The following is a 14,139-nucleotide window of genomic DNA, read 5'->3' on the forward strand; positions in this document are numbered from 1 at the left end:
CTGCAATGCGGAGCAGTTTAAAAGTAATTTATTGAACCACAGAGGCGCAGAGAACGCAGAGAAAAGAGCTTAAATGGAAATTTGTAGACTAAAATTTTTACCCACTTTGAAAGGTCTAGTCCTAGAAATTAGAAAAATCTATTTAATTAGCTTATATCCGATAACAGAAATCAAAATCCTGTTTTTAAGCAAGGGTACTAATTTGGCTGCAAACCAAAAATATAGTAAGCACCATAAAGTTTATAGCAGCTTAATTTAACTTTGTTGGCGCGGATTGTTTGTTATTCTTTATTTATTTTTTCTGTAGTTTTTTTAGGTCTGACGATAATAAAGAATCCAAGCAAAGTAAAAACTAACATTTGCCAAGTTACCAAATTCCAGCCACCAAGATTCCAGCATAGTAGACCAATGCTAGTACCTACAGCACCACCGATAAAATAGATAGTAATGTAAACTGTGTTGATGCGGCTATTGGATTGAGCATCAAGAGTGTATATCCTCGCTACATTGGTGACTTGAATTGCCTGTACACCTATATCTAGTAACAATACAGCAACAGCGATCGCCAGTGCAGAATTAGCAGCAATTTTAGCAATTACTAAACTTGCAATCACCAGGGATACAGCAATAGTTAGGGAACGTTGGGAGTTACCTTGATCGGCTAGTTTACCAAAAACTGGTGCCATCAATGCACCTGCGATCGCCACAAAGCCATACATCCCAATTGTGTCAGATTGAAAATTAAAAGGCGCTCCGCTTAAATGGAAAGTTAGTGTTGTCCAAAATGAGCAAAATACACCAAATAATAAACCGCCAATTAAAGACGCTTCTCTTAATAAAGAAAAACGTCTAAATTGTTGAATTGTTGAGCTTAATAATTCCAAGTAATAACCATTAAATTCATTTTTTATATTAGGTAAGTATATACTTAGTAAGACGGTAACAATCAAAACCATTGCTGCGGAAAATCCGTATACATAACGCCAATTCAACCATTCAGCAATACATCCACTAAAAACCCTTGCCCCTAAAATTCCAATCAATATACCAGTAAAAATGTTGCCTACAGTTTGGCCTGTAGTTACTCTATCTATGCTTGCTGCTAAAGGAAGAATAACCTGAGCCGATACTGTCGTAATTCCAATTGCTACGCTCAAGATCCAAACTTCGATGATGTTTTGTGAAAACGTCATGAGTATCAACAAACAGAACAAACATCCCAATAAACAAAGAATTAATTTTTTCTTGTTGATTTTATCGCCCAAGGGGATTAAAAAGAAAAGCCCAAAACCATAACCAACTTGCGAAAGCACAGATATGCTACCAGCTTCGCCTTCACTGACTCCAAAAGAAGATGCAATATCTTTGAGGATTGGCTGATTATAATAAACGTTAGCAACACAGACACCAGCTGCGATCGCCATAATCAGTACCTGGACTTTAGTTAATCCGTTGCTTGAGATTTGTTTTTCCATTCAACCTAAATTTATACAGGAAAAAACTGGTTTACAGTAGAGCTAAAACCAGGCAATAAAGGAGAAGTTATAATATCGCTACTAAATAGAGTTTCCACCAAGTTAAGTTGACTTTGTTCGCGTCGATAGACCTCTAGTTTACGCGATCGCCAATCAGCAATCCAATATTCTTTTACTCCTCTGGAAGAATAAAGTTTAAGTTTAGCTTCTTTATCCCGTCTTTCATCTTCCTTGCTTTCAGACAAGACTTCGACTATTAAATCTGTTGCGCCAGTTAAATGTCCCGCTTCATCCAATGTTAGCGCCAAGGTTTCTTTAGTAGCCCAAACTACATCAGGAATCACATTATCTGATTCTGAAAATAAAACGCCGGGGTTAATTACAGCTTCTTCTAAACCAGTAGACTCTGACCAAATATTAAGTTGTCCGAAAATCTTACCACAAGTTTGCTGATGCTTAAAGTGAGATGCCCTACTCACAAATAATTCTCCATCAACTATCTCGTAGCGCGTCCCTTCATTTTCTGGTAATAGTTCTACATCGTGAATTGTCCAGCGTACTCCTGTATTAAGTATCTGATTCATCCGCTAACTCCTTTAATCTAGGCTTTTGCATTTTAAAAAAATAGAATTCAGGAGTCAGACTAATTGATTCTGAATTCTGTATTCTGTATTTTTCTTAAATCATCACTTACGATTTTCACGCCGCCACTTAGCCCGTACTAAGCGAATTTCATCAAAAGTATAGCTTTCACCTAGTTGTTCTTTAACGGGAGTCAGAGAAATATCACCAAGTACTTCTAAAACTTGCCAAATTTTTTGTTGATGTTCTAGAGGTACTAATTTATTTAAATCAACTGGCTGATTTTTCTCCATTAGTTTGTCTAAATGATTGCTAACTGTTGCCGGACTTAGGTTGCGTTTTTGGGCAATTTGAGCAATGTTTAAACCTTGTTGATGTAATTGTAATGTCTGTAATTCGGTATAAGAAGGTGAGTTGGGAGATGATACGGAAGCGGGAGTAACAGATTTATTTTGCAAACCTTTTTCTTGGCGGTAGGCACGAATTTCTGTAATAAACTTTTCGCCATATTGAGCGAGTTTGTGACTACCTACACCAGAAAGTTTGGCAAATTCAGCTAAGGTTTGGGGTTGTACCTGTACCATCACTTTTAAAGTGGAATCGTGGAAAATGACATAAGGTGGTACAGATTGTTCATCAGCTAATTGTTTGCGTAGCGATCGCAACTTCTGTAATAATATCTCTGCAACTTCTGCTTTTTCACTCCCCTGTTCCCAGCTAATCTTTTGAACTGTGGTTACAGCTAGCGAAACTGTACGTTGTTTTCGCATTACTTGCCAACTTGAGGCATTTAGTTTTAAAACTGAGTAACCATCGCTAGTTTGTTCTATTAACCCTTGATGTAACAGCGATCGCCCCAACATTCGCCATTCATCTAGAGTTCTATCTTTACCGATACCGTAGGTAGAAAGTTTATCGTGTTCGTACTGGAGAATTTTGTCTTTTTTTGCCCCTCGCAACACATCAATTATGTGTAACATCCCAAATCTTTCTTTGCAACGCGCCACACAAGATAGAAACTTCATAGCTTCAACTGTCCAGTCTTGCATTGGTTTGGGATGACGACAATTGTCACAGTTACCGCAATTCCCAGGAAACCTTTCGCCAAAATAACCCAGTTGAATCGTTCGCCGGCAATCAGTGCCTTCAGCGTAATCGATCATCTGCCGCAGTTGTTGTTTAGCAATCAACTGTTCTTGAGGATCAGTTTTTTGATCGATACTCCATTCAATTGTTTTAACATCACTAAAGCTGAAAAAGATTGTACAGCGAGATGGTTCTCCGTCTCTACCGGCTCGACCCGATTCTTGATAATAACCTTCGATATTTCTGGGCATATCAAAGTGAACTACCAGCCGCACATCGGGTTTATTAATTCCCATCCCAAAGGCGACTGTTGCCACCATCACCCGGACATCATCTCGAATAAATCGCGTTTGATTACTACTACGTTCCTCATCATTTAATCCGGCATGATAAGGCAAAACAATAACTTTATCATTTTGTAGTTTAAAAGTAAGCTCATCAACTTTTTTACGAGTTAAAGAATAAATAATTGTCGAACCTTCAGTTTCTCGAATTAGTTCTAATAATTCAGCGTAAGCATATTTCGTTTTAGGACGAACTTCGTAATAAAGATTTTCACGATTAAAACTGGCAAGATGGATGCTTGGTTGCTTTAGTCCTAATTGTTGAATGATATCGCTACGGACGCGATCGGTTGCTGTGGCGGTGAGGGCGACGGTAGGAACATCAGGATAGCGTTTTCTAAGAGATTTTAACTGGCGATATTCTGGACGAAAATCGTGCCCCCATTCCGAAACGCAGTGCGCTTCATCAATAGCAAAGCTAGAAATACCGATTTTTTCTTTAACTAAATCAATAAATGGGAGAAACCTTTCACTGAGGAGACGTTCAGGGGCGACGTATAGTAATTTTACTTTACCGTTGAGAATGGCTTCTTCGCGCGATCGCACTTGGTAAGCATTCAAGCTGCTATTAAGAAATGTGGCGTTAATATTATTATTTCGCAGTGCTTCTACTTGGTCTTGCATCAAAGCAATTAACGGCGACACTACCACAGTTAGTCCATTTTTTAACAACGCTGGTAGCTGAAAACACAAAGATTTTCCCCCACCAGTCGGCATCACAACCATTAAATCTCGATTTTGCAGCGCATCTTCGATAATTTGCCGTTGTCCAGGGCGGAATTGGTCGTAACCGAAGTGATATTTTAGCGCTTGTTCGAGATGGGGATACTGAAGCATAGCGATCGCTTTTTCGGGGGATGTCTGCGTGAGTAGTTATTAAAGATATCAGCATTTTAACTCACATCTTCAGCAGCTTTGCCAAGACTTGCGTTTCTGTTGGCGATCGCACTGCTTTCAGCAACATAACCTAAAACCCTTTATTATGAAATTATGCTGAGGTAAAAGTAGGTAAATCGTAGATAAATTGAAAATATATGGACAACAATAATAAACAAATTTACAATTACACAGTTCTTCTGGAAAAAGAATCTGATGGAGGTTATCACGCTTTTTGTCCAATTTTAAAAGGTTGTCATTCTCAAGGAGATTCTTTTGAAGAGGCCATCGAGAATATTACAGAAGCGATTGAATTATATATTGAAAGTTTAAGGGCTGATAATCAGTTAATTCCTAGAGATGATTTAATTGTTAAGCCATTAAGTATCTTGGTATGAGTAATTTTCCCAGTGTCAAAGCTAAAGAATTTATCAAAATCATCGAAAATTTAGGTTTTTATCTTGACCGTCAAAAGGGGAGTCATGCTATTTACAAAGATACTCATGGACAAAGGGTTGTTGTTCCTATTCATTCGGGAAAAGACCTAAAAGAAGGGACTCTAATGGGTATGATTCGGGATATTGGTATAGATAAGGAAACTTTCTTTGAGTTATTGGGAAAATAAATTAGGTATAATTTTATTATTTTGTGTCGGTACTCAACCCAACCTACAAGATCGGCTAGCGCACTACATTAGCTTGGAAAATGAGCTATTGCACTTGATAACCAACTTATACATCGGCAGCACTTGGGTTATTGAGATATTCCCGTAATTCTTGAATTGCTTCACTAGCAGTCTGAACTTTGAGCCTACCTGCTTGGAATTCAGCAATGGAAACTGCTGCATCTGATGCAATTTCATCTCGCCGACTTTCAATAATTCGGTTCTTGAGAATTTGTACCAGCATTTCTTGTTGCTCTAAAGGCAACTCCATTGCCGCATCTAAAACTTTATCTAGATTACTCAATTGCTTCATCCTCTTAATTATTCATATTGATAACAGGATTTGTAATATACAACTTACAATTTTTACACAAATTGCTTTTTTAGTTTCGTTTAACTCATGTTAACTTATAGAACTAAATCAATTATCATAAATAAGCGATCGCTTTTTCGGAGGCTGTCTGCGTGAGTAGTTATTAAAGATATCAGCATTTTACTCACATCTTCAGCAGCTTTGCCAAGACTTGCGTTTCTGTTGGCGATCGCACTGCTTTCAGCAACATAGCCTAAAACCCTTTATTATGAAATTATTCTGAATTCTTCTTCAATACTCTTTCGTGATGCTGTAGCTGCTTACATTTTAACTGTGATTCTAAAGCATCAATTTTTCGTAAAAGCGACACTCCCCACACTATAGAAATCACCAACTTGATTGTCATACCTACTAGCAAAAAAGTCACTATTTTGGCGGTTTTCTTTTGTTGAGCCAGCCTTTTTTGTTGTTCTGCAAGTCTTGCTTCAACTTCTTTAGCGCGTTCAGCTTCTAATGCTTGCTGCATTTCTCGCCGATCTAATTCTTCACTAGCAGCCAGAAATCGATAATCTAAGTTGCTCAAGCTTTTGCCATGTGCCCAGGTTTGGGCATCAATCAAGGCTTGTCTGCGTAATAAACGAGATTCATCTTTTTCCTTTGAGGCTATCCATGCATTGAAGATTTCGTAGTAGGGGCGCAAGTAAGCTAATTTTTTTCCAACCCATTCTAAATTAAAAACTTCTTGATAAATTCGGTTTTTGATTTGGAGAAAACCTTGCTTTTTGACTACCAAACCAGATAACAACAATTCTACTTGTTCTCGACTATCGTCGGCTGTTACTTCAACCCCTTGGAGGATTTGCTGATAAATTCCTAGCAATCTGGCGGCAATTTTTTCATTTCTGAGGATGCGATCGCGAATTGTTCGTAAATGCTCTGGTTCATCTTGTGATTCCCATTGATCGATGATGTGCGATCGCACCACATTTTCAATCCAAAATTCTTCTGCGCCAGGGGGAATTTTTAGCGTTCTACCTATATCATCTTGAGATAAACTGACAAGTAGCCCACACAGTTTTTGAGTAAGAAATGGTTGCCCTTTTGTCCAAAATAATACTTCTTTCAAAACTTTATGGGGATGATTGTCTTTAATATCTAGTCCTAACGATAGTGTTTGAGCTTCTTCAAATGTAAAACCATTTACTCGTATGGCTTTACCAAAATTAAACGGTGTAATATGATTTTGATATAAAATTAAGTCTGAAGGTGTAGCAACACCAAAAATTGCAAATGTAATCCGTTCATACTCTGGATCAATTGCTCGTTGATTGTAACAGAAACGAATCAAGCTAAAAAAATCATCAACAGAGAAATCGAGTCCGAGAATACTATCAATTTCATCAATGAAAATAAATAGTTTTTCGTTAGGAAACTGAGCTAACAGAATTTCTGAAATGAACCGACTGAGTTTCTGAATCAAAGAAATATCATTTTGTTCTTGCCACCATGTTTTTAAATTTACTTTTTCTAACAGTTTAAAACCCAACCATAAATCGCCTACAACTCCCTTATACCACTGTTCTGGAGTTATATTTTCGCAACCAATATTAGTCATATCAACGGTGACACATTTAAAACCTTCTTGTTGCAAGCGATGCTTTGTTTTTACCATAAGTGAAGATTTGCCCATTTGCCTACTGCTTAGGATGTAGCAAAATTCACCCTGTTTTAAGGCTTCATAAAATTCTACATCCGCTTTGCGTTCAACATAGGTAGGAGCATCACTGGTTAAAGTGCCGCCAACTTGGTATCGATAATTGTTCATTTGATTTAAAATTAGTACTTACGCAAAACCACACGCGGTAGGGGCAATTCATGAATTGCCCCTACCTGAGAATAAAGGTTTTAGCTGAAGTTTTGCGTAAGTAATAAAAATTTTAAATTAGTTCTCGTTATTACTCTCAGTGCTTTCCAAGTTGTTGGCTAAAATAAAGGCGATATAACTCACACATAACTTGAGCTTGATTCCCGTTGAGTTTAACCAAACCCATACTTTCTAATTTGTAAGCAGCGATCGCGTCTAGTTCTACTTTTTCATCGGTTGCAATTACCTGCTGCATCGCTGACATTAATTCTGGTTCTTTTTGCAGTAGGCTCAACAGTTCTCGTAAATGCTGACTGTAAATTCCTACTGGTGTAGATGCGGTTTCTAGTAATACCTCTAATCTCGTTTCCTGCTGACAGAGATGATATAGCGCTAGGTTCACCAAATAGGGATGTCCTCCTACCATTGCTTGTAAGGGTGCAAGGCGTTTTGCCCCTTCGGAGCCTGCTGCACAATTTAGTCCATAACGCAATGCTAAATTTTGTACCTGATTGAGAGTAAACGGTGACAGCGTAATTGTTATCCCGACATTGAAAGGCGATTGATTGAGTTTGAGTGGAATATAGATTTCTGTGGTGTGAACTACCACCATCCGTAGTTTTTGCCAGATTTCATCCTGCTTTGCTTGTTCGTGCCAAAATCGCAGCATTGGCAAAAAGTCTTGGGCAATATTCGGATGTTCAAAAACTCGATGAACTTCATTCAAAGCCAAAACTAGAGGATTATGATCGATATATTGCAGCAGATATGCTTCAAAATAGATTTTGCAGCTTACCTTGCTGCCCATTTCTATATCCCAAAAATCATCTAGACAGGGAAGGAGATTTAACTGTCTGCTGACATTGACACAAAACCAACGCAAAAATTTATCAAGAGAAGCAAAAATGTCTTCATCGGCTTCTTGAAAGTCCAGATAAACAATTTGATAACCTTGCTCTCTAGCAGAAGCAATCATCCGGTTTAGCAGTGAACTTTTTCCTGTCTTTCTAGGTGCTTTAATTCGGATTAAACAACCAGGGTATAAAATCTCGTTACAAACAAGTTCTTCTAGTGGAGGGCGATTTATGTAAAGAGGAGAACTCAGTGGTACGGGGCCGCTAGGAAATTCAATCTTGCTAGCTGAAAATAAGTTTCGAGAAACCATTTCTAACCTAGATTCTTCACTGAACTCCTGTTGATTCTGATTATCCCCATCACCTATTTTGTCTTGCACGTATTTCTTCAAAGCCAAATGCAGATTTTTTTTCGTGATTTTTTTTCCCAGCGCTGTGGAAAGGTCTTGCCACAACTCAGAGCCAACTTCCTTAATATAATTGTCACGATAGCCTGATTCCTCTGCCATTTCACCGTAAGTTTTACCTAACCACGATTGAGAGAGTACAAAGCACTGAATAGAAGCAAGAGGCTTGTCTTGCAGAATTCTTTCTACTGCTTGCAGAATATCTTCCACGGATACTAAAGGTTAAACAATTAGTAGATATATTTATCTACTTTGGTCTATTAATAATATACATCTGTTGCAGTTTCTCACGCCAGGGGTTCCTTGGAGAGGGTCTGACGAGGCCATGTAGGAGTTGAAGAGGGCGGCGATTTCTAGCGTAAGCGATCGCTCTAAGATTCCTTTAAAACCAATGGTGAATACTCTTAATTTCCGATGCCTGAAACCCTTTTTTGACGTTGTTTTTAAAAGTTTTTGGTTTACTGGATATAACCAAATGGCACGTTTGAAAACATGAAAGCCTTGCTAGGCATGGGTGTAGAGGTGTGGGGGTTGCATGGTGGTAGGGGAAAATTATAACGTGGATCAACTTGTTTGGATCTTGATTCAAATCTAATTTTTAACCTTGCAACCCCTACACCCAAAAGCCTTGTGACTTATGGATTTGCCAAAATCTTGCGTGCCATTCGCTATTGGGTGTTAGGGATTGGGTTGCTAGTTTAAATTATTTGCTTTCTCAACTGCTTGCTTTAATTCTTCAAAGGTAATACTACCGTCTTTGTCTGAATCATAATTTACTAGTAATTCCTGGGGACTACTGGTATTTGTTTCTGATGAAATGATTGCACTTAAGCCAGGACTGAAAAAAAGATCGTTAATGGATACTTTGCCGTCTTGATCGCTATCTAAGGTATTAAAAAGAGATTGAAGCTCTTGCTCGGTTGTCATAAGTTTCTATCTGAATTAGTTTTAAACTTAATATCTCATTAATCTCTCAAAATTAAATAAATTTGTATCAAAAGACGTAGAAAAGGCGATCGCTGGGGTTTAGATCGGGTGTACGCTGTGGGTTAAAGGGTTTACAGTCTGACGATGGAAATAAATCGACACGGACGCGCCTTCTTTCTAACACAGTCAGAGATAGAGCTAATCTTCAGCCACCGTTTAGACTATGACCCCTCCAGCTTGGCCATTTGTACTAATTGGAGTAATCATTCAACATCCTGGCTTATGCGTCATCGTCTGGAACTTAGGGGGGTGTTGATGGATCTCATGACTGGGGTTGAGATTAAAAGCGACATCTGAGATTTTGACTTCACCGGACTAGATATATACATCAGTCGTGGATGACTTCATGGAAAGCCGCTAATGCGTCTTCTAAGTGGTAAAAAAAACGATTAGCACTGATTAAATCTGTTAATCCATCGCGATCAAACTGTGCTTTTACCTCTGGTGAGAGACCAGACACAACAAAAGTTACGTTCTGAATCGATAATTCCTTGACAACATCGCAAACCGTTTGGGATGCGGAGTAATCGATTTGAGTAATTGCTCTTGCCTCTAAAATAAACCACTGCACTGGTGGTAAGGCATTTTTTACTAGGCTTTGAATCTCCTCTGAAAAGAAGCTAGCGTTAGCATAAAACAGGTCTCGACTAAATCGATAAATAATTAGACCAGGTGCTGATACAGTACCCATCTGCACGGGAATTGGCTGCCAAAATTTATTTTCACCAGGAATGATAATAGCTGAATGGGGTCGATAACTATGGCGCACATGTAAGATTAGTGACAACATAATTGCTAAAACAATACCCTCTTTAACTCCCACAAAAACCACCGTAGCCGCAGTGATGACGGCAAGATAAAATTCTTCGAGATGGGTTTTGAAGATCGCCAACATTCCTTTAATATCAATCAATTTGAGTCCGATTGAGAAGACAATTGCGGCTAAAACTGCATTAGGTAGGTAGCTGATGGGCTGAGTTAAAAAGAGGATGACTATTAAGACGACGACTACTGTGGAAAGTTGGGCGATTTGGCTGCGTCCTCCGGCAGTATCCACAATTTCAGTTTTGGTCGGGCTGCCATTGACCACAAATGTACCAGTCAATCCAGCCGCGAGATTAGCTACTGCAAGACCTTCAAGATCGACGTTTTCTTGAAAGCTTTCGCCGTAGCGAAAGGCATAGGCACGTGATGTAGCGGCACTTTGGGCAATAATCACAATACAGCAGGAAAAGGCAATTCCCAATACTTGCGGAATTTCACTCAAACTAACTGTTGGTAAACCAAAGGAAGGCAACCCACTAGGAACAGTTCCGACGACCGTGATTCCCCGACTAGCAAAGTTAAACATCCAACTAGTAATAATCGCAACCACTACAGCCAACAATGCTCCTGGGAATTTGGGGAGAAATCTCTCGAATAGCTTAATCGTCATCAGCACAGCTACAGAAATAGCGATCGCCAATGGGTTAGCATGAGGTAAACCTGCGATCGCACTGATGATTTGCTGGATGGGATTAGATCCTCCACTTTTAATATCTAGTAATCCAGCTAATTGAGCGATCGCTACCTGAATTCCCACCCCAGTCAAAAAACCAATCAAGACGGTACGTGATAGAAAGTCCGCCAGGAAACCAAGCCGAAATAGGCGTGCTACAAGCAACAGTCCAGCGACTAGAATGGCGACTAATTCGGCTAAAGCTAAATATTGGGAACTACCCAACGGTGCCAAGCCTGACAGTCCAGCCGCCAAAATCGCCGCAGTCGCTGAGTCGGCGGCGACAACCAGATGGCGCGAAGACCCAAAAACAGCAAACACTAAAGCTGGCAGGATGAGTGTGTAAAGACCTGTGGCAATTGGTGTTCCAGTAATCTTTGTATATCCCATCACTTCAGGAATGCCCAGTGCCGCCAGTACAATGCCTGCAATCATATCATTGCTGATAGTGGAGGGTCTTAAAGGTAAAATGCCTTGAAACAGGCGAAATCGCTTTTTAACTGGATGTGGCGTTGTCTTTACACTCAATTTCTTCGTTCCTATTCCTGAATAGCCTTGATCTGTCCTGCCTCTACAGCAGCAACCAACTTTTTGTAATCCTGCTCGTTCTGGTCGGCGTAAGCAACTGCAAAATTAGCGATCGCCTGATCGAAGGTATCACTTTGACCGAGATACCCGCTAATCATGCATCGTTTCCCCGAACGAGCATGACTCCGTGCTAGCGCCCAACCACATAAATGGGAGTAGCCACATAGATCCGTCTGCGACATTCCCTCAATCTCGACAGAAGTTTTCATATCTCTGAGCTGCCGCAGGTAAAAATCGTGTCCACTATCACCCCTTGTCCAACCAAGGAAGATATCGCTGGATGCTTGCATCAGATGCTGCCCCACTACAACCCTTTGGGCGTGGTTCTCGTAAGTACTTTTCCCTACATAAGGTTCCAGTACTGAAGGACGAGCTTCCTTGATTTGCAAGAATAAAGGATCATTATCCTCAGCCACCAGGAGGGCAACACCACAGCGCGTACCGACACTACCAATCCCTACCACCTTCATCGCTACATCAACAAGGTGATATTGGTCTAGTAAAATCCGCGCATCCTCTCGGAGAGTTTTCCGATATTTATGGAAAACAGATAACATCTCTAATGCCAGAGGGTCTTCCGGTGACTCATGGAATACTAAGGGAGGATTGTCAATAAAACGGCGGTGTCCGTTCACCGTTTTAGTCAATTTATGCAGTTCCAAGACAGGCTTCAACGCCTTTGCTTTGCTTACTTCACTTTTGAGTTTCTTCAGTTCTTTGGCGTGCGAAGTAAAGCTGAGTAGGGATTCTACCCCAATATGGTCATACCATGCCTCCAGCACAGTCATTTGTGCATACTCATGCAGATGTTCTCGGTAGGATTGAACCGCCGCGATCGCCGCCGCCCGACTGATTTTATCTGAAAGTTTGAGGTATCGACTTGCTACCACAATGCTGGAGGCTAAACGCTTAACATCCCATTCCCAGGGGGCCGCAAGGGTTTCGTCAAAGTCATTAACATCAAAGACAAGATTCCTTTCTGGAGTGCCATACCCACCAAAGTTAGACAAATGGCAGTCTCCACAAGTCTGAACTTTAATTCCAGTCTTGGGAGTTTCAGCCAGATCGGATGCCATAATGTTTGCTGCTCCCCTCAGAAATGTAAAAGGAGATGCCAGCATTCGTCCGTACCTAATGGGCACTAATTCTAACAATCTTCCTTGGTTAGATTCCTCTAGCAGTGCAAGAGGATCGGGACGATTTGGCAATGGCAGCCATTCCCCGTGGCTCGATCTCGGTACTTGATCGCGAAGTGCTTTTCCCATAACGCTGCTTTCAGCACGGGAGAGGGACTTTGGAGGTGAATTTTGATTTTGCATTTGGGGTTTACTTACTCATTTGTCGAGTAAATATCTAAATTGGATTAAGTGAAAATTAGCGAGGGAAAGATAAATAGTACACCGCGCGCAGAAATCAACCTACCATTCCAAATGGAGCAAAAGCTGAGAATATACACCCTAGTAACAGGATTGGAATTCTTTTTGTATAAGGTTATGACTTTCGCCGACTCTAATTAAATCCCATCCTAACTACCAAAACCTACGCTCTTACGGCGTTATTGCTGCATAGTTTTGTGCGGAGCATTATTATAGAACGACTATTTTTTGTAAAAGTGATACCACGGAAGCTTCTGCGTTCGTAACAGATAGATAAATGAAGATTCCAAGACATTACTTCTTTAGTGCCAGAGTCAAACCATCTGCGATCGCAACTAAACTCAGACTAACTCGCGCGTCTTGATGGAGCTTTTGATTAAAGGCACGAATCTTTTTAGTTCTATTATCTTGCACTTGGGGGTCGCCAACCCTACCTGACCAGAGAACATTATCGATGGCAATCAGTCCCCTCGGCCGCACTAATTGCAGCGATCGCTCATAATAAGCATCATAGTTGCTCTTGTCTGCATCGATGAAAGCAAAATCAAAGGTTTCGGCCTCTCCTGTTGCCAGTAACCGATCTAAAGTTTCCAAAGCTGGGGCAATGTGCAGTTGAATTTTATCCGCCACTCCAGCTTGCTGCCAATAACGCCGAGCGATCGCTGTAAATTCTTCACTCACATCACAAGCTACCACCTTACCGTCACTTGGTAACGCCAATGCCACCACCAGGGAACTATAACCTGTAAATACCCCAACTTCCAAAGTTTTCTTAGCTCCTAACAACTGTACTAGTAACGCCAAAAATTGCCCCTGTTCGGGAGCTATCTGCATTCTTCCGACTGGATGCTGGGCTGTTTCTTGCCTCAATTGGGTTAAAATCTCTGGTTCTCGGAGAGACACTGATAGTAAATAGTCATAGAGGTTTTGTTCCAATCCTAGTGTTTGAGTTGTCATAACCTTCGTTTAGTTTGCATATCTAAAATTAATACAACTATTGTGGGGTGGGCAATATGAGCGCCCTAATTATGCAAGTTAAATGTGGAACAGCTTACCACTTCTCTACGAGACGCTCCAAGAACGTGGAAGCAAGCTACGCACAGCGTCTCGTAGAAAAAAGTGCAGGCTATGCATACTCATTTGTTATTTCGGCATACTCATTTGTTATTTCGGCATACCCATTTGTTATTTCGGCATACCCATTTGTTATTTCGGCATACCCATT

The 14,139-nt window shown here is 40.3% G+C and carries 12 protein-coding genes; 2 read left to right on the plus strand and 10 right to left on the minus strand.

The window, feature by feature from the left end:
• Positions 1-281: 281 nt before the first annotated feature.
• From V7K98_RS28585 to recQ, 3 genes are all read right to left on the minus strand, one after another.
• Positions 282-1,475: an MFS transporter gene (locus V7K98_RS28585; protein ID WP_335028159.1), complete on the minus strand. Its 1,194-nt coding sequence runs from the start codon at positions 1,473-1,475 to the stop codon at positions 282-284.
• Positions 1,476-1,486: 11 nt separating this feature from the next.
• A complete protein-coding gene (locus tag V7K98_RS28590) occupies positions 1,487-2,059 on the minus strand; it encodes a Uma2 family endonuclease (RefSeq protein WP_335028161.1) in 573 nt (190 codons plus the stop codon).
• A gap of 102 nt (positions 2,060-2,161) precedes the next feature.
• Positions 2,162-4,324 (minus strand): DNA helicase RecQ, encoded by a 2,163-nt coding sequence (recQ, locus tag V7K98_RS28595; protein ID WP_335028163.1) that lies wholly within the window; start codon positions 4,322-4,324, stop codon positions 2,162-2,164.
• Positions 4,325-4,521: 197 nt separating this feature from the next.
• On the opposite strand from recQ, the gene V7K98_RS28600 reads away from it, so the two are divergent.
• A complete protein-coding gene (locus V7K98_RS28600) occupies positions 4,522-4,761 on the plus strand; it encodes a type II toxin-antitoxin system HicB family antitoxin (protein WP_335028165.1) in 240 nt (79 codons plus the stop codon).
• A complete protein-coding gene (locus V7K98_RS28605; protein WP_335028167.1) occupies positions 4,758-4,988 on the plus strand; it encodes a type II toxin-antitoxin system HicA family toxin in 231 nt (76 codons plus the stop codon). Before V7K98_RS28600 ends, V7K98_RS28605 begins: the two co-directional genes overlap by 4 nt.
• A gap of 106 nt (positions 4,989-5,094) precedes the next feature.
• On the opposite strand, the gene V7K98_RS28610 is transcribed toward V7K98_RS28605, so the two are convergent.
• The 7 genes from V7K98_RS28610 to V7K98_RS28640 all read right to left on the minus strand — a co-directional run bounded on the left by V7K98_RS28610 (position 5,095) and on the right by V7K98_RS28640 (position 13,871).
• Entirely contained in the window at positions 5,095-5,340 is a 246-nt protein-coding gene (locus tag V7K98_RS28610) for a hypothetical protein (protein ID WP_335028169.1), read from the minus strand.
• Positions 5,341-5,614: 274 nt separating this feature from the next.
• The gene (locus V7K98_RS28615) at positions 5,615-7,165 is read right to left on the minus strand and encodes an AAA-like domain-containing protein (protein ID WP_335028171.1); all 1,551 of its coding nucleotides are present in this window, start codon (positions 7,163-7,165) and stop codon (positions 5,615-5,617) included.
• Between the two features lie 136 nt (positions 7,166-7,301).
• The gene (locus V7K98_RS28620; protein WP_335028173.1) at positions 7,302-8,675 is read right to left on the minus strand and encodes an AAA-like domain-containing protein; all 1,374 of its coding nucleotides are present in this window, start codon (positions 8,673-8,675) and stop codon (positions 7,302-7,304) included.
• 483 nt (positions 8,676-9,158) lie between these two features.
• On the minus strand, positions 9,159-9,392 hold the full coding sequence (locus V7K98_RS28625; protein ID WP_335028175.1) for an EF-hand domain-containing protein: 234 nt from the start codon (positions 9,390-9,392) through the stop codon (positions 9,159-9,161).
• A gap of 388 nt (positions 9,393-9,780) precedes the next feature.
• Positions 9,781-11,478 (minus strand): SulP family inorganic anion transporter, encoded by a 1,698-nt coding sequence (locus V7K98_RS28630; RefSeq protein ID WP_335028177.1) that lies wholly within the window; start codon positions 11,476-11,478, stop codon positions 9,781-9,783.
• A gap of 11 nt (positions 11,479-11,489) precedes the next feature.
• Positions 11,490-12,857 carry a DUF2252 domain-containing protein gene (locus V7K98_RS28635; RefSeq protein WP_335028179.1) on the minus strand — a complete coding sequence of 456 codons (1,368 nt, stop codon included), beginning with the start codon at positions 12,855-12,857 and terminating at the stop codon, positions 11,490-11,492.
• Between the two features lie 351 nt (positions 12,858-13,208).
• Positions 13,209-13,871 carry a class I SAM-dependent methyltransferase gene (locus V7K98_RS28640; protein WP_335028181.1) on the minus strand — a complete coding sequence of 221 codons (663 nt, stop codon included), beginning with the start codon at positions 13,869-13,871 and terminating at the stop codon, positions 13,209-13,211.
• Positions 13,872-14,139 lie beyond the last annotated feature (268 nt).

The sequence above is a fragment of the Nostoc sp. genome, assembly GCF_036917435.1.
Taxonomy (GTDB): Bacteria; Cyanobacteriota; Cyanobacteriia; order Cyanobacteriales; family Nostocaceae; genus Nostoc.